Here is a 23,258-nt window from a genome sequence, read left to right as displayed (position 1 = left end):
GCTGCGTTAACGCAGGCTGGACGCCGGCTGGGAGGTTTCTGGACGCGGTATCCAGGGCAGCGCTATCAGGGGAGGGCCGCCGTCGGAGGGGTCCGCCGTCGGGCGGGGAAGAACGGAAGACTAGGCGGTCCGGGGCATGCCGCGTCCAAAGGCAAATGCGCGGACAATCTGGATGGCGCCCAGGACCACCAGGAAAATGCCGCCGTAAATCACCAGGACCGCGAGGGATTCGAGCGGGATAAACAGCACGACGATCCCCGCGAGGATGCTCAGGACGGCCAGGACAATCGCGAACCAGCGGGACCCGCCGCGGTCGGACTCGGCCAGGGCCATCACACCCTCCACAATCCAGGCGATCCCGATCACCAGTCCCAGGGCCGTGAGGGTTTCCATGGGGTTGCGGACAGCAATAACCCCCACCACCAGCAGGGCCAGCCCCACCAGGATATTCAGGATTTTCAATCCTGCGCCCAGCCCGGTGAAGACGCCGAGGAGGATGCGGACAGCGCCGGCGATAACGAAATACAGGCCGAAGAGGACGGCGAGGACCTCGAGCGTCGCTCCCGGCCAGAACAGGATCAGCAGCCCCAGGACCACGGAGACCAGTCCGGTGATACCCAGGCCGAGGCGGATGCCGCGGACGGCGGACTTGGCCAGGTTCAGGGCGTCCAGCGCGAACCCGCCCTCTTGATGGAAAGTGCTGCCTGATGCGGACATTCTCAAGACCTCCAAGGAGATTCCCCCATCGGCCCCGGCGGAGCGCCGGTCCCTCCAGTATCGGCCGCAGGCACCCGGCTTCTCTAGGGACCGGCCGCGGATCGGGCGTGGCCCGGACCGGATCGCTGCGGCTGGCATGAGCCTCTGGCCGCGGCCGGCTTACAGTCCCAGCAGTCCGCGGACCTGGGCGTCGGAAACCTGGCCGAAGCGGCGGTAGGCCAGCCCCACGGCCTCCAGCCCGCTGTCCGGCCAGAGAACAACGACGTCGTCCGCCGGCGGGGCCAGGAGGTCCGCCGCATTGCCGCACGCCACCGGTGCGGCAGCGGCCAGGCGGGCGGGAGCCAGTTTCCGGACGGCACCCAACGCCGCCCGCATGGTCGCTCCGGTGGCCAGTCCGTCATCCACCAGGAGGACCGTACCGCCGGTAATGCTCCGCGCCGGTGCGTCCGGCCGGAAGAGTTCCTCCCGGCGCCGGACTTCGGCGAGCTGGTCCTCGGCGGCGGCCGCGAACCGGGCCTCGGCATCGGAACGGCGGCTGCGCCAGTACCGGAGCACATCCTCGTTGCGGACCACGCAGACCGTTCCCGCAATGCCCGCCACCGCCCCCGCAGCGAGCTCAGGCTGTTCCGGATAGCCGATCTTGCGCACCACCACCACATCCAGCGGTGCGGCCAGGGCGCGGGCCACCTCCGCGGCCACCGGAACCCCGCCGCGGGGAAGGCCCAGGACCACCAGGCCCGGGGCGCCCGCGTAGCCGGCCAGCCGGGCGGCGAGCGCCCGTCCGGCGTCGGTACGGTCCTGCCAGCCGGGGGACGGAACAGAGGCGGAAAACATGGGAATGACCGGATCGGGTGGGGGAATACAGCGTGTTCTTCCCAAGCTAGGGTCCGCTGCGGGCACCGGCAAGAGGCAGCGCAACCGCTCGCGTTGCCAAACCCGGCGCGGCATAGAAAAGTGGCGGTATGACTCAGACAGCAGTAATCACAGGGGCCACCTCCGGTATTGGGGCCGAGTTTGCCCGCCAGCTGGCACAGCGCGGCTACAGCCTGGTCCTCACCGGACGGAACACCGAGCGGCTGGAATCCACCGCAGCGGAACTGGCGCGGGCCTACTCCGTCAAGACCGAGTGGATCGCCGCCGATCTTGCGACCTCGGAGGGAGTTGCCGCCGTCGCCCGCCGGGTGCAGCGGCCCGACGTCGGACTCCTGGTGAACAATGCCGGATACGGGCTGAAGAATGATTTTGCCCGCAACGGGCTGCAGGCGGAGGTGGACCACCTGAACGTGTTGGTGGGGGCGCCGCTGCAGCTGAGCCACACCGCACTGAACGCCATGCTGTCTAACGGCGGCGGACGGATCATCAATGTCGCCTCCGTGGCCGGCTTCATCCCGAGGGGAACCTACAGTGCGGCAAAGGCCTGGGTGATCAGCTTCAGCCGCTGGGCCAACCTCTACTACAAGGGCCGCGGCGTCACCGTCACAGCTGTCTGCCCGGGCTTTGTGCACACGGACTTCCATGCCCGGATGGAAATGGACAAGAGCCTGTACCCCAAGTGGATGTGGCTGAACGCGGACCGCGTGGTGCGCGAAGCCCTGGCGGATGCCTTCGCGGGCAAGGGCATCTCCATTCCGACCAAGCGGTACCGGTTCCTCGCGGCCGTGGGCAGCCGGGCCCCGCAGGCGCTGGTCGCCCGGTTGGCGGGCCGCGGGCGGTAAGTACGTTGGTTGACCTCAGGCCGGCGGGTTGGGCGCGGCAGGGGAGCGGCCGACGTCGGGCGTCACGGGAGCTGGCGGTGCCCCGCCGTCGGGCCTAGGGTTGCTGTGCACCGCCGGCCCATCCCGGGTCCGACGACGACACCGGCGAAAGTGAGCCCCATGAGCACCGGCACCCCCACGGTCTATGCCCTTCACGAGAACCCGGAGTGGTTCCCGCCCTTTGCCCGCGCCTTCGAAGCCGAAGGTGTACATGTGGAGGAATGGCTGCTGACCGACGGCGTCCTGGACCTGGATTCGGTGCCGCCGGAGGGGATTTTCTGGTCGCGGATCAGCGCTTCCTCGCACACCCGGGACCACGGCCTGTCCAAGGACTACGCCCGCGCGGTGCTGTCCTGGCTCGAAGCGCACGGCCGGCGCACGGTCAACGGCCGCCGGGTGCTGGAACTGGAAATGAGCAAGGTCGACCAGCTGACCGCGCTGCGGGCCGCCGGCATCGACACTCCGCGCACCGTCGCCGCCGTCGGGCGCCACCAGATCCTGGCCGCAGCGAAGGACTTCGAGGCACCGTTCATCACCAAGCACAACCAGGGCGGCAAGGGGCTGGGGGTCCGCAAGTTCGACTCGCACGGGGAACTGGCGGACTACGTGGCATCGGCGGAGTTCGAGGAGCCGGCGGACGGCATCACCCTGATCCAGGAGTACATCCAGGCAGCGGAACCCTTCATCACCCGGGCGGAAATCGTGGGCGGGGAGTTCATCTACGCCATCAAGGCGGATACGGCCCGCGGCGGGTTTCAGCTCTGCCCGGCCGATGCCTGCGCCATCGACCCGTCCACCGGCAAACCCATCATGCCGCCGGGTGCCACCATTGCCCCGGATGCCGACACCCAGCTGTTCAGCCTGCGCGGGGACTTCGACCATCCCGTGATCGGCAAGTACCTGGAGTTTGCCCGCCGCACCGGCCTGGAGGTGTGCGGTATTGAATTCATCGAAGCCGCCGACGGCCGCCTGCTTACGTACGACGTCAACACCAACACCAACTACAACGCCGCCGTCGAAGCCGTGGCGCCGCGGTCCGCGCCCCGCGCGCTCGCCCGGTATCTCGCCTCCCTGACAGCACCCGTGGGATAGCGTGGTGCGGCACAACTTTTTTATCCACAGGGCTGCCGCGTCGATATAGTCGTGCTGTAAAGCCCAACCCGAAGGAGACCTCCATGTCCGCTGCCCTGGAACCGCATTGGGTCAAGAACTACCAGCCCGGCGTTCCCGCGCAGATTGAGCTGCCCACCGAATCCCTCACCTCCATGATGGAAGACGCCGTGGACCGGTTCGGCAGCAAGGTGGCACTGGAATTCTTCGGCGCCGAAACCACCTACAAGGACCTGGGCGACCGGATTCGCCGGGCTGCTGAAGGCCTACGCAAACTCGGCGTCCGCAAGGGCCACCGGGTGGCTGTCATCCTGCCCAACTGCCCGCAGTACCTGATCGCGTTCTACGCCGTGCTCCGGCTGGGGGCCGTCGTCGTCGGCCACAACCCGCTCTACACAGAGCGGGAGCTGCGCCACCAGTTCGAGAACCACGGCGCCAAGGTCGCCATAGTCTGGGACAAGGCCGTGGCGAAGGTCCAGGACTTCCCGGGCGACGTGGCCGTGGAAACCATCGTGGCCGTGAACATCGTCAAGGCGATGCCCCGGGTTAAACGGATGGCGCTCGCCCTTCCGGTTCCCTCCCTGCGGCGCACCCGCGAGGGCCTGACCACCAAGACCGAACACACCATGTCCTGGGAAGAGCTGCTGGACAACGCACCCCTGGCGCCGGAGCACCCGCGCCCGGCGGTCACCGACCTGGCGGCGCTGCAGTACACCTCCGGCACCACCGGGCTGCCCAAGGGCGTGATGCTGACGCATTACAACCTGCGGTCCAACGCCCTGCAGGGCAAGGCCTGGATGCACGGCGCGCAGGAGGGCAAGGAAGTCATTTACGGTGTCCTGCCGATGTTCCACGCCTTCGGCCTCACCCTGTACCTGACCTTCTCGGTCCTCACCGGATCGCGGCTGGTCCTGTTCCCCAAGTTCGACGTGGACCTGGTGCTGGCCGCCGCCAAGAAGTCGAAGCCCACCGTCTTCTGCGCCGTTCCGCCGATCTACGAAAAGACCGCGCACGAGTCCATCAAGCGGGGCGTGGACCTGTCCACCATCCGGTACGCCATTTCCGGGGCCATGACCCTGCCGGCCGCGACCGTGAAGCTGTGGGAAGAGGTCTCCGGCGGCCTGCTGGTGGAAGGCTACGGCCTGACCGAATCCTCCCCGGTGGCCCTGGGCAACCCCTTCGCCGAGACGCGCCGCAACGGCACCATCGGTGTTCCGTTCCCGAGCACCGAGATGCGCGTCGTGGATCCGGAGAGCCCGGAGAACGACGTCGAGCCCGGCGCCGCCGGCGAACTGCTGGTCCGCGGACCGCAGGTCTTTGCCGGGTACTGGAACAACCCCGAGGGTACCGCCGAGGTGCTGCTCGACGGCGGCTGGCTTCGTACCGGCGACATTGTCACTGTGGATGAGGACGGCTTCGTGAAGGTGGTGGACCGCCGCAAGGAACTGATCATCACCGGCGGGTTCAACGTTTCCCCGTCCGAGGTGGAGGACGTGCTGCGCACGCACCAGCACATTCTCGACGCCGCGGTGGTGGGCCTGCCGAGGGCCGACGGCGGCGAGCAGGTGGTGGCCGCCGTCGTACTCCAGGAAGGTGCCGAACTCGTTGAGGCCGCGCTGCGCGCCTACTGCCGGGAACGTCTGACGCCCTACAAGGTGCCGCGCCGGATTGTCGCCATTGAGGAACTGCCCAAGTCCATGCTGGGCAAGGTCCTGCGCCGCCAGGTGCGGGACACACTGCTGCAGGACGCGTAGTTCACCTCCTCGCTGCAAGTACCTATTGACGGGTCTCCCGGTGGGGGGCTGGAATGATAAGTGGGCTTGGTATGTATGCCAGGTTCCTCACCAGTCAACCAGCCGGCCCCGGAGCCGTAGGCGGGTAACCGACCGTCTTGTCGTCTGTCTCCGAACCGGGCCTGTGGTGAATCGCCGCCGGTCAACCGATCCGGCGGATTCGCTGTCGCGAGGAGAACAAGATGATCACGAATCAGCAGGTCGAAGGACTCATGAGTGGTTCGGGCAACGTGGTGGGGCCGAACGGCGACACAATTGGTTCCGTAGGCACCTTCTACCTGGATGACCAGACCGACGAACCGGCATGGGTCACTGTGAACACCGGCCTCTTCGGCACGTCGGAGACCTTTATCCCCCTCAGTGAGGCGAGCGTTGACGGCGCCGACGTCATGGTGCCTTACTCCAAGGAAGAGGTTCGGAACGCGCCGCATATCGAAAGCGACGGATCGATCAGCCCGGAAGAGGAAGTCACGCTGTACCGGTATTACGGCTTCAGCTACGACGACGGTTCTTCGGAATCGATTTCGGAAACCGACACGATTACCGAGACGCGGGACAGCGACCTGAGCAGCGGCACGGTGTCGGATTCGCGGACCGCCGGCACGTCCACCAGTTCGGGCACGTCCAACCTTTCCTCGTCCTCCGGTTCGGGATCCAGCGGAGATGACGCCATGACCCGGTCCGAGGAGCGCCTGAACGTGGGCACCGAGAGCCGTGCGGTGGGCAAGGCCCGGCTGCGCAAATACATCGTGACGGAGACCGTCACCAAGCAGGTTCCGGTCAGTCACGAAGAGGTGCGGATCGAGCGTGAACCCATCACGGACGCCAATGCCGGGGACGCACTGTCCGGCTCCGAGCTCACTGAGGACGAGCACGAGGTGACGCTGCACGCCGAAGAAGCAGTGGTGTCCAAGCACACCGAGCCGGTGGAACGCGTCCGCCTGGATACCGAAACGGTGACAGGCACCGAGAGCGTCTCCGAGGAGGTCCGCAAGGAGCAGATCGACACGGACGTCAACGACTCCTCCTCCCACGGGAAGAAGTCGGGCGGTTCGGGGTCTTCGGGGTCGGGGTCGGGGTCAGGGTCCTCGGGGTCGGGGTCCGGCTCCTAACTCTTCAGCGCGCACGACGCACTAGGCACGACGGCGGGTCCCGGGTTTCCGGGGTCCGCCGTTCTGCTGTGCGGCTTGTTTGTGCGGGTTCCCGGGGCTGAATCTAGTGAGCAGATAAGGGAGTTTTGCGGATCTACTGAGCACATAACGGGGCTAATCCGGCCCTGGCCGAATCTACTGAGCACAAAGCGGGGTTTTGGGATGCCCATAAGCCCATTTGCTGCTCAGTAGATCAGTCCCGCACGGCGCAGCATCGAAGGGCAAGCACAGGGTCCCAGCCTTTGGGGCATACGGGTGCTGGTGGGACCTCATCGGTAACAACAGCACCATTTCGTGGGACCTTGTGCGCGCGGCCGTGGGCTGGGAGCACTTATTCAGTAGGGCCAGCACAGGGTCCCAACCTTTGGGGCATACGGGTACTGGTGGGACCTCGTCAGTAACAACAGCACCATTTCGTGGGACCTTCTGCGCGCGGCCGTCGGCACAACCCCGGGTACTGGCCCTTGGTCCCGGCCGTGGCGTGCGGACCATTGCTAGTACAGCTGATGGGCTTATCCGGCGGCGATAAGCCCATCAGCTGTACTACGAACGGACATCGGTTGGGAATGAGCCCGTTAGCTGTACACCCGAGCCCCGGCACCGAAAAACCCCGGCCGCTCCGGTTTAGGCGCTAGGGTGGGGCCACTGTCTACGATTCCTGGGGGAACCATGCGCAAAACTGCTGCCGTACCGGCCTTGGCCCTGCTGTTCGTCACCGGCTGCAGCGCAGAAGCAGCGGAGCCGGACGCTTCAGCTCCCGCTGCCGCAACTGCGAAGCCTTCCGCAACCGCCGAAACGGTGGCACTGGACTCGGTGGAGGGAACATGTCTCAAGCTCCTCGGGACCGGCGGTAACGGGCCCCTGTACCAAGCCATCTACTTTGTGAAAGACAACGACACAACGTTCAGCGTCCAGGGCTCCGCCGACAGTGCCCGCACCGTTAACGCGGAAGTCCAAGATATCGCCGCCAGCGCCCCGGAGGGCATGGGCATCCTGCTCAAGGACCTGTCAGCCTCGATGGACGGCGCCATACCGCTGGCCGAGGGCCCCGGTCCCTTCCCGGGCTTCGATATCTTTGCCTGGCGAGACGCTGTTTCGGAACTCCTGATCCAGTGCGCGCCCTACGAGACCGCGGCCGACGCCGGGACGGCACCCGCTGCACCTGCCTCCTCAACGGCGGACGAGGCCAGCGCATCGTTCCCGGGCTACCCCATGATCGTCAACGTCGCCTCCGTGGATTACCGGGTGGGCGCATGGTTCGACGGGAAGCTTGTTGACGGGCTGGTGGTTGCGCTCGCACCGGGACTTTATGCGCCTTACGACCCCAACGTTCCTGACCTGTCGGCGTACTACGTTCCGGCCGGGGTGGCCGGGGACCGCACCATGAAGACAACCGTCTTCCCCAACTCGGGGGGTGCCGCCACCTGGTCCGGAGTAAACCCGGGAGCTGAGGAACCGCAGTAAACCCTCCGATATGGGAAAACGCTGCCGGTTTGGGAAATCCCTGCCACGCTGCAGTGGAGGAATTTCCCTAACTGGCAGCAGAACCCCTAACTGGCAGCAGAACCCCGAACTGGCAGCAGAACCCCGAACTGGCTGCAGGATCCCGAACTGGCAGCAGAATCTCGGACCGCCGGCAGCAGAACCCCGAACCGGCAGCAGGATCGCGGAACGCTGTCAGCAGAATCCCACCCCGGGAACGCAGAATCCCACCCCCAGAACGCAGACAGAGAACGCCGTCAGGAAACCAGCCCTAGGACACCAGCCGCGCGGTCCGCTCCAGCACCTCCCGGCACGCGAGAATGGCCGGCCGCTGGGCTCCTGCCTCCCGCACCGACGTGAAGATGGTCCGCCGCGGCCTGCCAGGCAGGTCCAGGAGCCGGACCGTGGGAGCCCTGCCGGTCCACACCAGTTCCGGCATCAGGCCGACGGCGTTGCCCGACTCGATCAGCCGGATCTGCGCCTGCAGGTCGGCCGTCTCGTAGCGGACATCCGGTTCGAACCCGGCCTGCCGGCACGCCTGCTCGGCCCAGTGCCGCGACGCCGCACCGCGGGGCTCCATCACCCAGGCACGGGAGGCGGTGTCCTCGATGGAACGGATGTCCCCGCCCTGCCCGCCGGAAGGCACAGCCAGATGGATGGCGTCCGTGGTGAGCTGTACCCTGTCCAGCCCGGGATGCCGGGGCGCGGCATGGCCGGGGTACTGCTCGGCAATCACCAGATCGAAATCCCGGGCCCAGGTTTCATACAGCGCCGTTTCGGGTTCACGCTGGATCATTTCAATCCGCACCTCGGGGTAGTCCCGGCCCAGGATCGTCAGGGCGTCCGGCAGCAGGGCCAGCGCCGCGGACTGGAAAACGGCCAGCCGGACCGTGCCCGTCACGGTGGTCAGGGACTCGGCCAGATCCGCTTCGGCCCGTTCCAGGGCGTCCAGGATTCCGGCCGCATGATCCACCAGGATCTCGGCCTGCGGAGTGAGGGTGACCCGGCGTCCGGTCTTGCGCAGCAGCGGGACTCCCACTTCCTTTTCGAGCAGGGCCAGCTGCTGCGACACCGAGGACGGGCTGAAGTTGAGGGCCGCAGCGACGGAGGCCAGTGTGCCCCGGATTTTGAGTTCGCGCAGCAGCCGCAGGCGACGGATATCGAGCATGCAGGGAGCCCTTCGAATCGTTAAGGAAAACCAATCTGTACCGGTCGGAAAAGATCGCTTTATCTAATTGAACATCAAGCGCAGACTGGGTCAGTACTCCGGGGACAGCCACTTGTGAAAAGAGCACCACATCATGACCGATATCTTTGAAGACCGCGCCACCGCCGACGCCGTTCCCAGCGCCGAGCTGGCGGAGCAGTCCGTCGCCCTCGTCCGGCGCTGGCTGACCGAAGCCGCTGCTGTCCCCGTGGATGCCTCCGCCGCCCAGCTGGCCGGAGTCCTGAAGGACCCGGACGGCCTCGGGTTCACGGTGGGCTTCGTCGACGGCGTCGTCCGCCCCGAAGATCTCCGCGTCGCCGCCCGCAACCTCGCAGCCCTGGCTCCCCGCGTACCCGGCTTCCTGCCCTGGTACATGCGCGCCGCCGTGCGTGCCGGCGGCATCCTCGGCCCGGTGGTTCCGCAGATCGTCATTCCGGCAGCCCGGAAGGTGCTGCGCGAAATGGTCGGGCACCTGATTGTGGACGCCACCGACGCCAAGCTGGGCAAGGCCATCGCCGGCATCCGCAAGGACAACATCCGGCTGAACATGAACCTCCTCGGCGAGGCGGTCCTCGGCCAGCACGAGGCAGCCCGCCGGCTGGAAGGCACCCATGCCCTCCTGGCCCGCGACGACGTCGACTACGTCTCCATCAAGGTTTCCTCCACCGTGGCCCCGCATTCCCCGTGGGCCTTCGACGAGGCCGTGCAGCACGTCATCGAATCCCTGACCCCGCTCTTCCGCCGCGCCGCGCAGTCCCCGGTGAAGAAGTTCATCAACCTGGACATGGAGGAATACAAGGACCTGGAGATGACCATGGCGGTCTTCACCGGCATCCTCTCGCAGCCCGAGTTCCAGGACCTGGAAGCCGGGATCGTGCTCCAGGCCTACCTCCCGGACGCCCTCTCGGCCATGATGCGGCTGCAGGAATTCGCTGCCCGGCGCCGCGCCGACGGCGGTGCCGCCATCAAGGTCCGCGTGGTCAAGGGCGCCAACCTGCCGATGGAGCAGGTCGAAGCCTCGCTGCACGGCTGGCCGCTGGCCACCTGGCACACCAAGGCGGACAGCGACACCAACTACAAGCGCGTCATCAACTACGCCCTGCACCCGGACCGCATTCAGAACGTGCGGATCGGCGTCGCCGGACACAACCTGTTCGACGTCGCGTTCGCCTGGCTGCTGGCCGGGGAACGCGGAGTGCGGGACGGCATCGAATTCGAAATGCTGCTGGGCATGGCCGCCGGCCAGGCCGAGGTGGTGCGCCGCGACGTCGGCAGCCTGCTGCTCTACACCCCGGTGGTGCACCCGGCGGAGTTCGACGTCGCCATCGCCTACCTGATCCGCCGCCTCGAGGAGGGCGCCAGCTCCGAGAACTTCATGTCCGCCGTCTTCGAACTGGCCGACAACGAGGCACTGTTCGAACGCGAGAAGCTGCGCTTCCTGGCCTCGCTGGAAAACCTGGACACCGCCGTGCCCGCCCCGCACCGCGTGCAGGACCGGAACCTGCCCGCCGTCGCCGCCGTCACGGACAGCTTCGACAACACCCCGGACAGCGACCCGTCGCTGCCCGCCAACCAGGCCTGGGGCCGGGCCATCCTGTCCCGCGTCCCCGGATCGAAGCTGGGCAAGGACGCAGTGGCAGCTGCCGCCGTCGAAACCGAAGCAGAGCTCGACGCCGTCATCACCACCGCGGTCACCAGGGGCAAGGCGTGGGGTGCACTCAGCGGCGCCGACCGCGCCGAGGTCCTGCACCGCGCCGGCGAAGTGCTGGAGGTACGCCGGGCCGAGCTGATGGAGGTCATGGCCGCCGAAACCGGCAAGACCCTGGACCAGTCGGACCCCGAAGTGTCCGAGGCCATCGACTTCGCGCATTACTACGCCGAGCTTGCCCGCGAACTCGACACCGTGGAGGGTGCACGTTTCGTGCCGTCCCGCCTGACCGTGGTCACCCCGCCGTGGAACTTCCCGGTTGCCATCCCGGCCGGTTCGACCCTCGCCGCCCTGGCCGCAGGGTCCGCCGTCGTCATCAAGCCCGCCCGCCAGTCCGCACGAAGCGGGGCCGTCATGGTCGAAGCCCTCTGGGAAGCAGGCGTTCCGCGCGACGTCCTGCAGCTCGTGCAGTTGGGTGAAACGGAACTCGGCCGCCAGCTGATCTCCCACCCGGCCGTGGACCGCGTGATCCTGACCGGAGGCTACGAGACCGCCGAACTGTTCCGCTCCTTCCGCCCCGACCTGCTGCTGCTGGCCGAAACCTCGGGCAAAAACACCGTGATCGTCACCCCGAGCGCGGACTTCGACCTCGCCGCCCGCGACGTCGCCGCGTCCGCCTTCGGGCATGCCGGGCAGAAGTGCTCCGCCGCGTCGCTCGTGATCCTGGTGGGCTCCGTGGCGAAGTCCCAGCGCTTCCGGAACCAGCTGGTGGATGCCGTCCAGTCGCTGAAGGTCGGCTACCCGGAGGATCCCACTACGCAGATGGGTCCGGTCATCGAACCCGCCGCGGGCAAGCTGCTTCGGGGCCTCACCGAACTCGGCGAGGGTGAAACCTGGCTGCTGCAGCCTGAACAGCTCGACGAGAGCGGCCGGCTGTGGAGCCCGGGCATCCGCACCGGTGTCCGCCGCGGCTCCGAATACCACCTCACCGAGTACTTCGGCCCGATCCTGGGCGTGATGACCGCCGCGACCCTCGAAGAGGCCATCGATATCGCCAATGACATTGACTACGGCCTGACCGCCGGGCTGCATTCCCTCGAACCCGCGGAAATGGACGTCTGGCTGAACCGCATACAGGCCGGCAACCTGTACGTGAACCGCGGCATCACCGGCGCCATCGTCCGCCGCCAGCCCTTCGGCGGCTGGAAGAAGTCCGCCGTCGGTGCCGGCACCAAGGCCGGCGGCCCGAACTACCTGATCGGGCTGGGCAACTGGGAAGCCGTCAACGGCACCTCCGCTCCCGCCACCGAGCTTCCCGCCGCCGCGCCGGCAGCACGCCTTGTCGCTGCCGCCGAATCGGCCGGTGCGATGTTCACCGCCGACGACGGCGCCTTCCTCCGCCGCGCCGCGAACCGCGACATCCGTGCCTGGAACAGCGAATTCGGCACCGCCAAGGACGTGTCCGGCCTCTCCGCCGAACGCAACGTCTTCCGGTACGTGCCCGTTCCCGTCACCGTCCGGCTGTCGGAGGGACAGCCCGCAGCCCTGCTGGTCAGGGTCCTGGCCGCGGCACTGACCGCAGGATCGGCAGTCACCATCTCCACCGCCGTCGACCTCCCCGCCGGGGTTCGGGCCGTACTGACCGAACTTGGACTTGAGTTCCGGGTGGAGGACGACGCCGCGTGGCTGGCCTCCGCTGCCTCGCTCACGTCCGGACGTATCCGGCTGATTGGCGGGTCTGTGCAGGCACTGGCCGAAGCCACCGGAGGCACCCCGGACATTGCGGTCTACGCCCAGCCCGTGACCGAGTCGGGCCGCCTGGAACTGCTGCCGTTCCTGCACGAGCAGGCCGTCAGCATCACCGCCCACCGCTTCGGAACGCCGAACTTCCTCTCGGACGCGCTGATCTAGGCGTTCCCCGGGCATTGCCTCTGCGCGTGGCACGGTCCATGATGGGGCCGGTCAAGCCAACCGGGAGGACGCCATGCAGCAGGGAATGCTCAACGGTAAGAACGCGGTGATCTACGGCGGCGGCGGAGGGATCGGCGGCGCCGTGGCGGAGGCCTTCTCCCGGGAAGGGGCACGCGTATTCCTCGCCGGCCGGACGCCGGAGCCGCTCGAAGCCGTGGCGGCGAAGATCCGCCATGCCGGCGGAACAGTGGACACGGCGCTGCTGGACGCCACGAATGAGCGGGCAGTGCGCGAACACGCCGATGACGTGGTTGCGGCTGCAGGAAGCCTGGACATCTCCCTGAATGTCATCCAGCACGGCGACGTTCAGGGAACACCGATGGTGGAGATGCCCTTGGCCGACTACCTGCGGCCGGTCGCCACGGCGGTCCAGACGTTTTTCCTGACCTCGCAGGCCGCCGCACGGCAGATGATGCGCCAGCGTTCCGGAGTGATCCTGGTTTTTGGCGGCTCCGGTGATCCGGTGCCGGGACTGTACCTGGGCGGGCTGCTGACCGCCTTTGAAGCTATGGAGGCCATGCGCCGCCAGCTTGCCAGTGAACTGGGGTCCTACGGCATCCGGGTGCTGACCCTGCGCTCGGGCGGAATCCCGGAAACCCTGCCGGAAAACATGGAAGGCGCCGGCGAGATCGCCGACGCCATCACTAAATCCACCATGCTGGGCCACGCAGCCACCCTGGAGGATGTGGGCTACGCGGCAGCGTTCGCGGCCTCAGACCGCGCTGCGAGCATGACCGCGGCCACGCTGAATATCAGCGCCGGGGCCCTCATCGACCGCTGAAGCAGGTTGGCAGCGGGGTTTCTAGACTTTCCAGATGCTGAAATCGTCCATGCTGGCCGCGCTCCGCAGGCCGGTGGACTCATCGCGGATCCAGACCGTGGCCAGGCCCGGCGCGGTGTCCTGGATCTCGCCACGGAAATAGGTGGTGCCGCCGCTGCGGGCTTCAACGGTGTCTCCACGGTGGAGTGAACGGATGCTGCGCACGCGCCGGGCGCGCGCAGATGTGACGGGGGAGTGGTCGCTGGTTACCGACAAAATGCATCTCCTGAATTAGTTGATACTTACACTAACCACGGCATCGCCGGTAAATATTCCCGTTCACGCATGGACCCCTGACCGGCAGGCATGGCGGCAGGTAGGATTCGGCCATGGATATCGTCGATTTCCTGGTCACGCGTTTCCAGGAAGACATCTCCGAGGCCCGCAAACTACTCTCCTCCTCCGATGTTTCACTTTCCGACCGCTGGTACGAAGAGCGGCTGCTGAAGGAATGCGAAACGAAGCTTATGCTCATCGAGATCATCGGAGGTGCCCGCCGCCATGCCCTTTCGCGCATGGTGGTGGATCCCGACGACGACCCCCAGTTCCGTGAGGAACTGGAATGGACGCGGCTGGCCCTCTCCGCCCTTGCCTCCGTGCACGAGGACCATCCGGATTTCCAGGACACCTGGCGCCTGACGCAGGAACGTCCCTAGGAGCACCGCCCGGCCGGGCCTGGCGGGGCCCGGGGGTCCGGGGCCGGGGCTGAAGATGCGGGCGTCGGCCTGCGGGCCATAGATTGGTTTTATGAGTGAAAAGCCAACAGCCCCCTCCACGCCGGATCTGCTCCGCCAGCTTGCCGACTTTCACAAGGTAGCCACCACCTTCACGGGCTGGGACGGTTCCGAGCAGCAGGTCTCCGATGCCACGCTGCGCAGTGTTCTTTCCGCGATGGGTATGGCGACCGGCTCGGAGGAGGATCTGGAACGGTCCCTGGCCGAGTCCAGGGCCGCCGCTTGGAAACGGCCGTTGCCGCCCACCGCCGTCGTCCGCCAGGGCAAGCCCGGCAGCGTGCCGGTACATCTGCCCGCCGGCAGCTCCGCGCAGCTCACCCTGCAGCTGGAGGACGGCTCCGAGCAGGAACTCGACTGGCCGAAGCAGTCCGACGAGGAACGGGACATCGACGGCACACTGCTGGCCCGCACCCTGGTCCCGCTGCCGCAGGACCTGGACCTGGGCTGGCACCGGCTTCAGGTGCGCAGCGGTGACATTTCCGCCAGCGCCGTCCTGGTGGTCACCCCGGACCGGCTCGACACCGCGGACGCCCTCGAAGCCCGCCGCACCTGGGGTGTTCAGGCCCAGCTGTACTCGGTCCGCTCCTCCCGCTCCTGGGGGATCGGAGACCTGACCGACCTGGCGGACCTCGCCGCCGTCGCAGGCACGGAGTACGACGCCGGGTTCGTCCTGATCAACCCGCTGCACGCCGCGGAACCCGTGCCGCCCATCGAACCGTCCCCGTACCTGCCCACCACCCGGCGGTTCTTCAATCCGCTGTACATCCGGGTGGAAGCCGTCCCGGAGTACGCCTACCTGACCGACGGCGAGCGGGAAGCCGCGGAGGAAGCGGCCCGTTCCCTCTACCCGGCCAACACCTCCGCCGGGGAACTGGACCGCGACGCCAGCTACGGGGCCAAACTGTCAGTGCTGCAGGATGTGTACCAGGTGGAGCGCAGCCCCAGCCGGCAGAAGCAGTTTGATGCCTTCAAGGCCGACGCCGGCCAGGGCCTGGACAACTTTGCGCTCTGGTGCGCCCTCGCCGAGGACCTGGCGCCCGGTGCCCCCGAATGGGCCGAGGCTTCCAGCCCGGACAGCGACTATGTCGTCCGCCAGCTGCCCCGCCTGCAGGAACGGATCGAGTTCTTCAAGTGGCTGCAGTGGATCTGCGACGAACAGCTCGAGGCCGTGCAGCGGTCGGCGAAGAAGGCTGGCATGGGGATCGGCGTGATCCATGACCTTGCCGTGGGAGTGCACCCCAGCGGCGCCGACGCGTGGATGCTCCGCGATGTGCTGACCGAGGGCATCTCCGTGGGTGCCCCGCCGGATATGTTCAACCAGCGCGGCCAGGACTGGAGCCAGCCGCCGTGGCACCCGGGACGCCTGGCCGAGTCCGGCTACGCCGCCTACCGGGACATGATCCGCACCATCCTCCGGCACGCCGGCGGCATCCGGGTGGACCACATCCTGGGCCTGTTCCGGCTCTGGTGGATTCCGCAGAACGCGGAGTCGCCCGGTGAAGGTGCCTATGTCTACTACGACCACGAGGCGATGATCGGCATCCTGGCGCTCGAAGCGCAGCGGGCCGGCGCCGTCGTAATCGGTGAGGACCTGGGCGTGTTCGAGCCGTGGGTTCAGGAGTACCTGGGGGAGCGGGGCGTGCTGGGCACCTCCATCCTGTGGTTCGAACAGACGGAGGATGGTCCCCGCGCTCCCGAGGAATACCGGGTGGGGGCGCTGACGAGCGTGAACACCCATGACCTTCCGCCGACGGCCGGCTACCTGGCCGGCGAACACGTGAACCTGCGTGAGTCCCTGGGCCTGCTGAACCGGCCGGTGGAAGAGGAACGTGCGGCGGACAGCAAGGCCCAGGAAGCTGTCCTGGACGGGCTCCGGCAGCGCGGGCTGCTGCCGAAATCCGCCTCGAAGCAGGTGGCCGGGCAGATGCATGGGGAAGAAATCCAGCAGACCGTGGAGGGGCTGCATAAGTTCATCCTGCAGACGCCGTCGGTGCTGCTGGGCGTGGCCCTGGCCGACCTGGTCGGCGAGAAAAAGACGCAGAACCAGCCTGGGACCGCCGATGAGTATCCCAACTGGCGGATTCCGCTCTGCGGTCCCGACGGTGAAGCGGTGCTGCTGGACGGCCTGGAGCGGAACGAACGGTTCCGCTCCCTGGCCGCCCTGATGCAGAAGGGGATCTAGGGCTACTGCTCCAGCTTCATGGCCTTGCGCAGGGTCAGTGCGCCTCCGCTCTGCAGTACCGCCCGCCGGTAGATCTTCGCGGCGAAGGCCAGCAGGGCGTAGGCCGCGGCCAGCGCAATGGCCAAAGCTGCGAAGGTCTGCCACAGCGGCACATCCGAGTTAAGCATCCGGATGGGCATGGCCACGGAGGAAATGACGGGGACGAACGAGGCAATGACCAGCAACTGCCCCTTGGCGAACATCCCGGCGAACAGTGCCGCGAAGATGACCGCCATCACCGGGGTGGAGCTGCTGTTCAGGTCCTCGGACCGGCTGGCCATGGCCCCGAGCATCGCCCAGCCGGCGGCCAGGATCAGGAACCCGATCAGGAAGAAGACCAGGAACCAGCCGGAGACCGGGATGATGGACCCGACCATGTCCGCGGTCCCGGTCAGGTTCAGGGCCAGCAGGGCCGCGCCGCCGTAGAGCGCCAGCTGCACGACGGCCAGGATGGTGTTGCCGATGACCTTGCCGTAGAGGAGCTGCCGGATGGGAATGGCGGTCGCCAGGATTTCCACCACCCGGTTCTGCTTCTCCTCCAGCACCGAGGTGGCGATCGCCATGCCGAAGATGATGGTGGCCATGTAGAAGAGGAAGCTGAAGGCGAAGCCGACGATGGAGGCCATAACGGCCTTGTCTGCGTCTCCTTCGAGCAGGGCTTCGTCCAGCGCGCTGCCGGCGGTCAGCTCCTCCGCCGTGGTGCCGGCAGCGGCCGCGTTTTCACTGATGACGTAGCTGGTCAGGGCTTCGGACAGCGGCCCGCGCAGCCCGGAGCTGATCTCGTCCTTTCCGGTCAGGGTCCAGGTGCCGTCCTGTCCCTGGAGCAGCGCGGCGTCGGCGTCTTCATCGCGGACCAGCTGCAGGGCGGCATCCGGGGAGTCGGCCGTCTTGGCTTCGAAGCTGGTGTTTCCGTCGTCTCCCTGTCCGGCGGCGTCGGCGGCGGCGACGATTTCGGTGGCGGCGCTATCTGCCACCGCCACCGTATGGTCCGAACCGCGTGAGGACATGTAGGCGTTGAAGAGGACACTGCCCACGATCAGCAGCAGGGTCACGAGCGTGGAGAGCAGGTAGGTGCGGTCACGCATTTTGACCGTGACTTCGCGCAGCGTCACGATCGCCCAGGCCGGGGTGGTGTCCGGAATCTCCGGAGCCTGCCCGGGCTTGTCCACGGGGGTGCGGGTTGCGGTGCTCATGCTGTCACCTCACGGTAGATGTCACTCAGGGACGGGCGGAGAGGGGCGAATTCCTGCACCGTGCCGCGGGAGAGGGCGGCGGCGAGGGTGCGCTGTGCGGTGGTGTCGTCGTCGAACTCCACCAGCGCTGACGGGCCGGCGACGTCGACGACGGTGAGCCCGGGCTCCTCACGCAGCCAGCCGGCGTCGGGGGAGACCGTGATGCGGTGCCGGCGGGGTGCCGTGGCGCGCAGTTCGTCGCCGGTTCCGGCGGCCATCAGGCGGCCGCTCTGCAGCACCACCAGGTTGTCGCAGAGCCGGTCCACCAGGTCCAGCTGGTGGCTGGAGAACAGGACCGGAACACCGGCGGAGGTCCGCTCCCGCAGCAGCTCCACCATGGAGTCGACGGCGAGCGGATCCAGCCCGGAGAACGGCTCATCCAGGATCAGGACGGTGGGACGGTGCAGCAGCGACGCGGCAATCTGCACCCGCTGCTGGTTGCCCAGGGAGAGGGATTCGAGCTTGTCCTTGCTGCGGTCGGCGAGGTTAAACCGGTCCAGCAGTTCCAGTGCCTCGCGGCGGGCCGAGGACTGGCTCATCCGGTGCAGCTGGCCGAGGTAGACCAGCTGGTCAATGATGGGCTGCTTGGGGTAGAGGCCGCGCTCTTCGGGCATGTACCCGAACTGTGCGCGCTGCGCAGCGGTGACCGGGGCGCCGTCCAGCAGCACGTCCCCGGACGTGGCGGTCAGGACGCCCATGATCATGCGCATGGTGGTGGTCTTGCCGGCGCCGTTGGCCCCGACGAAACCGGTCATGCGGCCGGAGGGGATATCGAACGTGACGTCGTCGACGGCGGTTTTGTCGCCGAAGCGGCGGGTGAGGTTGCGGACCTGCAGCATGCGCTGCTCCTTTCCCGGAAAGGCCGGGCCTAGTGGGGGCATCTGCTTCGAGCTTAGGCAGAAGAGCGCCGCAGGGGATCGGCCGCGGGATGGAAGCCGCCGGGTCAGCCGGCCGCGGGCTTGTCCCCCGGGAGGATGAGAGCGGACTCGTAGGCGAACACCACGGCCTGCACCCGGTCCCGGACCTGGATCTTGCCCAGCAGGTTGGACACGTGGGTCTTGACGGTGGCTTCGGCGACGAACATTTCCGCGGCGATCTCGGCGTTGCTCCTGCCTGCGGCCACATGTTCCAAGACTTCGCGTTCGCGGGAGGTCAGCGACGCCAGCAGTTTCCGCTGCTCGGTGGACCCGGAACCGGACCCGGAACCGGACGACGACGGGGCGCCGCCCAGTTGCGCGGGGCCCACTTGGGTGCCGCCCGGCTGCATCCCCACGGCAGCGCCGGAACCGGCCCCCGGAAGGGCCGAATCGCGGCGGGCACCGGCGGTTTCGGCATGCAGCTGCCGGGTGAAGCGCTCGATCACGCGGACCGTCATCTCCGGTGCCAGCAGGGCGTGGCCGCCGGCGACGGCGTGGACCGCAGCCACCAGGTCGTCCGGGTCGGAATTCTTGAGCAGGAACCCGCTGGCGCCGGCACGGAGTGCGTCGAACAGGTAGTCGTCGCGTTCGAAAGTGGTGAGGATGATGACCTTCGCGGTGCCCGCCTGCACTACCTGCTCCGTGGCCCGGATCCCGTCGAGGACCGGCATCTGCACGTCCATGAGGATGATGTCCACGGGGTGGGTGGCGGCGAACTCCACCGCTTCGGCCCCGTTGGCGGCCTGGCCCACCACCTCGATTTCCTCCTCCACGGAGAGCATCATGGCGAAGCCGGCCCGCAGCAGGGCCTGGTCATCGGCGAGCAGGACCCGGATCGGTTCCATTGCTTAGGTATCTGCCTTTCGAAGGAATTCCGCCGGCCGCAGTATGCGGCCTTAGGCAACCACGGTAGCGGTCAGCGCACCGGAAACCGGACCCGGACGCGCCAGCCGCCGCCGGACCGCGGTCCGATCTCGGCGATGCCGCCGTGCAGATCAGCACGTTCGCGGATGCCCCGGATGCCGAATCCGGACCCGGCGGTGCTGCCGGTCCGCGGCCGGCCGTCATCGACCGTTTCCACTTCCACCCAGGCCCGTCCCTCCCCGGTGGTGCCGGTACGCAGGGCCACGACGGCGGAACCGGCGGTCGAATGCCGGCGGACGTTGGCGAGGGATTCCTGCACGGTGCGGTAAATCGACAGGCCCATCGGTGCGGGGACCCGGTCCAGGGCACCGGGAACATCCTCGGACCGGTGATAGGAAACAGACAGTCCCAGCTGCCCATGCTCCGCCACCAGTGCCGGGAGGTCCGCCAGCCCGGGCTCGGGCGCGCGCCGAGCACCGCCGTCGGACTCCGAACCGGGTTGCTCACCCGAGCGCAGTACGCCCAGCAGGGACCGCATCTGTTCCACCGCTTCGCGGGAGGAACCCTCGATGGTCTGCAGGGCACCCGCCGCAGCCCCGGGTTTTTTCTCCAGCACCCGCCGCGCCGCGCCGGCCTGGACACCGATCACCGCGATGTGGTGCGCGACGACGTCGTGCAGCTCCCGGGCGATGCGCAGCCGCTCGTCGAGCACCGCCTGCCGGGCCAGCTCGGCCGCCTGGACTTCCAGCTGGGCGGACTGCGTGAGGAGCAGCTCGCGCTGGTGGGCGCTGCGCCAGGCGTTCATGCCGAACATGATGGCCCCGCCGAAGTAGGCGGCATTGATGGCGAAGTTGTAGATCGCCAGCGACACCAGCGGGGGCAGGAAGCCGCGGTAGGTGTCATCGCCTTCCATGATCCGTTCCAGGACGGAGTCATAGGAGGAGGAGACGGTGAAGGAGAGGATGACCCACAAGGCCATCACGGCAATGACCACCGTAGTGCCGAGCCAGAGCATCCTGCGGTCCTTCGCCCAGGCGACTGCGGTGTAGAGCGAGGCGAAGTAGGCGGCCTGGAAGGTCATCTGCATGGAGACCGAGGGCACCAGCAGGCCCAGGCCGAGGAACACCGCACTGCACGCCAGCATCACGGCCACTGGGTAACGCCGGCGCACCGCCAGCGGCAGGATGATCAGTGCCATGGCCAGGTGCTGGAGCCAGATGGGTTTGGTTTCCCCGGCCACGGCACCGATTCCGCGGCTCACTTCCAGGATGAAGGCCGAGACCAGCAGCAGGACGATGGTGCCGATGATGTCGTGGCGCTGCTGCTCGCGGGTGGGGCCCGGGCGTTCCCAGTCCTCGCCGGTGCGCCACGGGAGGCGGGTAAGCCAACGCGGACGCGTCGGTCCGTGCTGCTCGGTGCCGGTGGAGCCTTGTCCGGGGCCGTGCCCGGACCCGGGTGTGTCGAAGGCCATGGTCTCGATCATGGTGCCCAGTCTAGGAGGGGCGGGGACGGCGGAGTATCGGCCGCAGGGATGAGCACCCCCAGAGGGAGCGGAACTCCGGCCGTCCCGCCGTCGTCGTTTCCCGTAATCGCCCTGTTGGGACGTCGACCGCTGTGCTGGAGGGGAAGGGGTGGTTTACTGCGTAGATAGCAGCGGCCGTACTGGCCGGTTATCAGCGCGGATGACGGGACTTCAAGCATGTTTGTACAGGAAGCACAGGCGATCCTGCCTGAACTGGTGGCCCTGCGTCGGGAGCTGCACCGGGACCCGGAGACCGGAATCAACTTGCCGCGAACGCAGGAAAAGGTCCTCGCCGCGCTGGAGGGGCTGGACCTGGAGGTCATCCTGGGGGTCAAGACCACCTCGGTGGTCGCCGTGCTGCGCGGGGCGGAGCCCGGTCCCACCGTCCTGCTGCGCGGGGACATGGATGCGCTGCCGGTGAACGAACTGACGGACCTGGACTATGCCTCCACCAACGGCGCCATGCACGCCTGCGGGCATGACCTGCACGTGGCCGGGCTGGTGGGTGCGGCCCGCCTGCTCTGCGCCCAGCAGCAGGACCTCGCCGGCAACGTGATCTTTATGTTCCAGCCGGGGGAGGAGGGCCACGACGGTGCGAGCCTGATGATCGACGAGGGAGTGCTCGACGCCGCCGGGGAACGTCCCGTGGCGGCCTTCGGTATCCATGTGCGGCCGGGTCCGCTGGGCTTGTTCCGCACCAAGTCCGGCACGCTGATGGCCGGCGCCAACGAACTGCGGATCACCGTGAAGGGATCCGGCGGGCACAGCTCGCAGCCGCAGACCGCCATCGACCCGGTGCCCGCGCTGACCGAGATCGCCACGGCGCTGCAGACCATGGCCACCCGCCGGTTTTCCGCGTTCGATCCGATTGTGCTTACCGTGACGCAGCTTTCCGCCGGGGAAGCGATCAACGTGATTCCCGATTCCGCCAGCCTGGGTGCCTCCGTGCGTACCTTGTCGGAGGAATCCCTGGACCGGGTGATCGTCGAGTCCAAGGCGCTCGCCGAGGGGATTGCCGCCGCGCACGGCTGCACCGTGGAGGTGGACTTCACCATCCGGTACCCGGTCACCCGGAACGATGCCGACCGGACCCGGGAGGCGATCACCGGGCTGCGGGAGATTTTCGGCGAGGACCGGGTGCTGGAATCCCGGGACCCGCTGATGGGGTCGGAGGATTTCTCCCTGGTGCTCAACGAAGTGCCCGGTACCTTCCTCTTCCTCGGTGCGACGCCGCCGTCGGTCAACCCGGTCACCGCCGCGTGGAACCACTCCCCGCGGGTGGTCTTCGACGATGCGGTGCTGGGGGACCAGGCTGCCGCCCTGGCACAGCTGGCGTACAACCGGCTGACCTAGGGGGCTGGGGAGGGAGCGGGTGCCCCTGCCCGCGGTCCCCGGCCCTGCCCGGGGTCCCCGGTCCGCGGGCCGGGGACCCCGTTCCCTTGCCCCTGTCCGCAGCCCTGCCCGTGTATGTCTCGCTGCCCCTCGGGGGCTGCCCGCACTCCTGCCCCGGCCGACGCCGGGGTGTTAGCGTCGGGAGCATGTCTGCCCTGAAGAAAGTCCTCGCCCTTGCTGCCCGCCCAGCGCCGCCGACGTCGAAACCCCGGCGTTGGGCCGCCGTCGGGCTGGGGACGTTTCTGGCGTTTGCCGGCACCTCACACCTGACCTTCGCCCGGCAGGAATTCCAGGCGCAGGTGCCGGACTGGGTGCCGCTGGACGAGGACGCCGTGGTGCTGCTGTCCGGCGTCGCTGAAATCAGTCTTGGTGCGTCGTTGATCCTGCTGCGGAAGCGCCGGGTCCCTGTCGGTCTTGCGGCCGCGGCGTTCTTCATTGCCATCTTCCCGGGCAACATCTCCCAGTACGTCACGCATACGGACGCGTTCGGTCTGGATTCGGACCGTGCCCGGCTGGTCCGGTTGTTCTTCCAGCCGCCGCTGGTGCTGTGGGCGCTCTGGTCCACCGGGGCGTGGAAGGACCTGCGGGAGGGGCTGAAGGGGTAGGTGCCTGGTGTTGGCGGTTGGGCGGGGTGTTACGTCCAGCCTTACCAATACCCGCGGGGTGCCGAGGGTAGATAAAGGCGCGAGCAGTACAGCGGCGGGCGCCAGAGCTCTGTCTATC

19 protein-coding genes are annotated in these 23,258 nt (G+C 67.6%); 11 read left to right on the top strand and 8 right to left on the bottom strand.

The features are described 5' to 3' along the window. Positions 1-120: 120 nt before the first annotated feature. Both QNO10_RS12975 and QNO10_RS12970 read right to left on the bottom strand, forming a co-directional pair. Positions 121-717 (bottom strand): HdeD family acid-resistance protein, encoded by a 597-nt coding sequence (locus tag QNO10_RS12975; RefSeq protein ID WP_229946518.1) that lies wholly within the window; start codon positions 715-717, stop codon positions 121-123. A gap of 159 nt (positions 718-876) precedes the next feature. Then, positions 877-1,551 carry a phosphoribosyltransferase family protein gene (locus QNO10_RS12970; RefSeq protein ID WP_229946522.1) on the bottom strand — a complete coding sequence of 225 codons (675 nt, stop codon included), beginning with the start codon at positions 1,549-1,551 and terminating at the stop codon, positions 877-879. 128 nt (positions 1,552-1,679) lie between these two features. Here QNO10_RS12970 and QNO10_RS12965 point away from each other — a divergent pair, with 128 nt between their 5' ends. From QNO10_RS12965 to QNO10_RS12945, 5 genes are all read left to right on the top strand, one after another. Next, the gene (locus QNO10_RS12965) at positions 1,680-2,432 is read left to right on the top strand and encodes an SDR family NAD(P)-dependent oxidoreductase (protein ID WP_229946524.1); all 753 of its coding nucleotides are present in this window, start codon (positions 1,680-1,682) and stop codon (positions 2,430-2,432) included. A 159-nt stretch (positions 2,433-2,591) separates the two neighbouring features. Beyond that, a complete protein-coding gene (locus tag QNO10_RS12960; protein WP_229946528.1) occupies positions 2,592-3,563 on the top strand; it encodes an ATP-grasp domain-containing protein in 972 nt (323 codons plus the stop codon). A gap of 83 nt (positions 3,564-3,646) precedes the next feature. Continuing rightward, entirely contained in the window at positions 3,647-5,335 is a 1,689-nt protein-coding gene (locus tag QNO10_RS12955) for a long-chain-fatty-acid--CoA ligase (RefSeq protein ID WP_229946532.1), read from the top strand. A gap of 221 nt (positions 5,336-5,556) precedes the next feature. Continuing rightward, positions 5,557-6,486, top strand: a complete 930-nt coding sequence (locus QNO10_RS12950) for a YsnF/AvaK domain-containing protein (protein ID WP_229946535.1) — start codon at positions 5,557-5,559, stop codon at positions 6,484-6,486. Between the two features lie 708 nt (positions 6,487-7,194). Continuing rightward, a complete protein-coding gene (locus QNO10_RS12945; protein WP_229946537.1) occupies positions 7,195-7,989 on the top strand; it encodes a hypothetical protein in 795 nt (264 codons plus the stop codon). 289 nt (positions 7,990-8,278) lie between these two features. Here QNO10_RS12945 and QNO10_RS12940 read toward each other — a convergent pair whose 3' ends face one another. Further along, positions 8,279-9,175: a LysR family transcriptional regulator gene (locus tag QNO10_RS12940; protein ID WP_229946539.1), complete on the bottom strand. Its 897-nt coding sequence runs from the start codon at positions 9,173-9,175 to the stop codon at positions 8,279-8,281. Between the two features lie 133 nt (positions 9,176-9,308). Between QNO10_RS12940 and QNO10_RS12935 the strand changes: the two genes are divergently transcribed. Next, positions 9,309-12,773 (top strand): proline dehydrogenase family protein, encoded by a 3,465-nt coding sequence (locus QNO10_RS12935; RefSeq protein WP_229946542.1) that lies wholly within the window; start codon positions 9,309-9,311, stop codon positions 12,771-12,773. Between the two features lie 73 nt (positions 12,774-12,846). Further along, positions 12,847-13,614, top strand: coding sequence for an SDR family NAD(P)-dependent oxidoreductase (locus QNO10_RS12930; protein WP_229946545.1), 768 nt, complete (start codon positions 12,847-12,849; stop codon positions 13,612-13,614). Between the two features lie 21 nt (positions 13,615-13,635). Here QNO10_RS12930 and QNO10_RS12925 read toward each other — a convergent pair whose 3' ends face one another. Beyond that, positions 13,636-13,869 carry a hypothetical protein gene (locus QNO10_RS12925; protein WP_229946548.1) on the bottom strand — a complete coding sequence of 78 codons (234 nt, stop codon included), beginning with the start codon at positions 13,867-13,869 and terminating at the stop codon, positions 13,636-13,638. Between the two features lie 113 nt (positions 13,870-13,982). Between QNO10_RS12925 and QNO10_RS12920 the strand changes: the two genes are divergently transcribed. Next, on the top strand, positions 13,983-14,309 hold the full coding sequence (locus QNO10_RS12920) for a DUF6221 family protein (protein ID WP_229946551.1): 327 nt from the start codon (positions 13,983-13,985) through the stop codon (positions 14,307-14,309). A gap of 91 nt (positions 14,310-14,400) precedes the next feature. Next, positions 14,401-16,569 carry a 4-alpha-glucanotransferase gene (malQ, locus tag QNO10_RS12915; protein ID WP_229946554.1) on the top strand — a complete coding sequence of 723 codons (2,169 nt, stop codon included), beginning with the start codon at positions 14,401-14,403 and terminating at the stop codon, positions 16,567-16,569. A gap of 2 nt (positions 16,570-16,571) precedes the next feature. Here malQ and QNO10_RS12910 read toward each other — a convergent pair whose 3' ends face one another. The 4 genes from QNO10_RS12910 to QNO10_RS12895 all read right to left on the bottom strand — a co-directional run bounded on the left by QNO10_RS12910 (position 16,572) and on the right by QNO10_RS12895 (position 21,104). Next, on the bottom strand, positions 16,572-17,801 hold the full coding sequence (locus QNO10_RS12910) for an ABC transporter permease (RefSeq protein WP_229946556.1): 1,230 nt from the start codon (positions 17,799-17,801) through the stop codon (positions 16,572-16,574). Then, positions 17,798-18,679, bottom strand: a complete 882-nt coding sequence (locus QNO10_RS12905) for an ABC transporter ATP-binding protein (RefSeq protein ID WP_229946559.1) — start codon at positions 18,677-18,679, stop codon at positions 17,798-17,800. The genes QNO10_RS12910 and QNO10_RS12905 overlap by 4 nt, the downstream gene beginning before the upstream one ends. A 104-nt stretch (positions 18,680-18,783) precedes the next feature. Further along, positions 18,784-19,602 carry a response regulator gene (locus QNO10_RS12900; RefSeq protein ID WP_229946560.1) on the bottom strand — a complete coding sequence of 273 codons (819 nt, stop codon included), beginning with the start codon at positions 19,600-19,602 and terminating at the stop codon, positions 18,784-18,786. 71 nt (positions 19,603-19,673) lie between these two features. Then, positions 19,674-21,104, bottom strand: a complete 1,431-nt coding sequence (locus tag QNO10_RS12895; protein ID WP_229946561.1) for a sensor histidine kinase — start codon at positions 21,102-21,104, stop codon at positions 19,674-19,676. A 216-nt stretch (positions 21,105-21,320) separates the two neighbouring features. On the opposite strand from QNO10_RS12895, the gene QNO10_RS12890 reads away from it, so the two are divergent. Beyond that, positions 21,321-22,496, top strand: coding sequence for a M20 metallopeptidase family protein (locus QNO10_RS12890; RefSeq protein ID WP_229946564.1), 1,176 nt, complete (start codon positions 21,321-21,323; stop codon positions 22,494-22,496). Between the two features lie 185 nt (positions 22,497-22,681). Beyond that, entirely contained in the window at positions 22,682-23,140 is a 459-nt protein-coding gene (locus QNO10_RS12885) for a DoxX family protein (protein WP_229946568.1), read from the top strand. Positions 23,141-23,258: the final 118 nt, after the last annotated feature.

Origin of the sequence: Arthrobacter sp. zg-Y919, from assembly GCF_030142045.1 — a bacterium.
GTDB lineage: Bacteria > Actinomycetota > Actinomycetes > Actinomycetales > Micrococcaceae > Arthrobacter_B.
The sequence above is the reverse complement of the archived record's forward strand: the minus strand, read 5'-3'. Positions and strand labels throughout refer to the sequence as shown.

What these genes read in the sequence shown, in the direction of transcription:
- QNO10_RS12975 (WP_229946518.1), bottom strand. Translation starts at nt 717, where the DNA reads ATGTCCGCATCAGGCAGCACTTTCCATCAAGAGGGCGGGTTCGCGCTG.
- QNO10_RS12950 (WP_229946535.1), top strand. Translation starts at nt 5,557, where the DNA reads ATGATCACGAATCAGCAGGTCGAAGGACTCATGAGTGGTTCGGGCAAC.
- QNO10_RS12895 (WP_229946561.1), bottom strand. Translation starts at nt 21,104, where the DNA reads ATGATCGAGACCATGGCCTTCGACACACCCGGGTCCGGGCACGGCCCC.
- QNO10_RS12940 (WP_229946539.1), bottom strand. Translation starts at nt 9,175, where the DNA reads ATGCTCGATATCCGTCGCCTGCGGCTGCTGCGCGAACTCAAAATCCGG.
- QNO10_RS12905 (WP_229946559.1), bottom strand. Translation starts at nt 18,679, where the DNA reads ATGCTGCAGGTCCGCAACCTCACCCGCCGCTTCGGCGACAAAACCGCC.
- QNO10_RS12945 (WP_229946537.1), top strand. Translation starts at nt 7,195, where the DNA reads ATGCGCAAAACTGCTGCCGTACCGGCCTTGGCCCTGCTGTTCGTCACC.
- QNO10_RS12965 (WP_229946524.1), top strand. Translation starts at nt 1,680, where the DNA reads ATGACTCAGACAGCAGTAATCACAGGGGCCACCTCCGGTATTGGGGCC.
- QNO10_RS12885 (WP_229946568.1), top strand. Translation starts at nt 22,682, where the DNA reads ATGTCTGCCCTGAAGAAAGTCCTCGCCCTTGCTGCCCGCCCAGCGCCG.
- malQ (WP_229946554.1), top strand. Translation starts at nt 14,401, where the DNA reads ATGAGTGAAAAGCCAACAGCCCCCTCCACGCCGGATCTGCTCCGCCAG.
- QNO10_RS12930 (WP_229946545.1), top strand. Translation starts at nt 12,847, where the DNA reads ATGCAGCAGGGAATGCTCAACGGTAAGAACGCGGTGATCTACGGCGGC.
- QNO10_RS12935 (WP_229946542.1), top strand. Translation starts at nt 9,309, where the DNA reads ATGACCGATATCTTTGAAGACCGCGCCACCGCCGACGCCGTTCCCAGC.
- QNO10_RS12955 (WP_229946532.1), top strand. Translation starts at nt 3,647, where the DNA reads ATGTCCGCTGCCCTGGAACCGCATTGGGTCAAGAACTACCAGCCCGGC.
- QNO10_RS12910 (WP_229946556.1), bottom strand. Translation starts at nt 17,801, where the DNA reads ATGAGCACCGCAACCCGCACCCCCGTGGACAAGCCCGGGCAGGCTCCG.
- QNO10_RS12960 (WP_229946528.1), top strand. Translation starts at nt 2,592, where the DNA reads ATGAGCACCGGCACCCCCACGGTCTATGCCCTTCACGAGAACCCGGAG.
- QNO10_RS12970 (WP_229946522.1), bottom strand. Translation starts at nt 1,551, where the DNA reads ATGTTTTCCGCCTCTGTTCCGTCCCCCGGCTGGCAGGACCGTACCGAC.
- QNO10_RS12900 (WP_229946560.1), bottom strand. Translation starts at nt 19,602, where the DNA reads ATGGAACCGATCCGGGTCCTGCTCGCCGATGACCAGGCCCTGCTGCGG.
- QNO10_RS12920 (WP_229946551.1), top strand. Translation starts at nt 13,983, where the DNA reads ATGGATATCGTCGATTTCCTGGTCACGCGTTTCCAGGAAGACATCTCC.
- QNO10_RS12890 (WP_229946564.1), top strand. Translation starts at nt 21,321, where the DNA reads ATGTTTGTACAGGAAGCACAGGCGATCCTGCCTGAACTGGTGGCCCTG.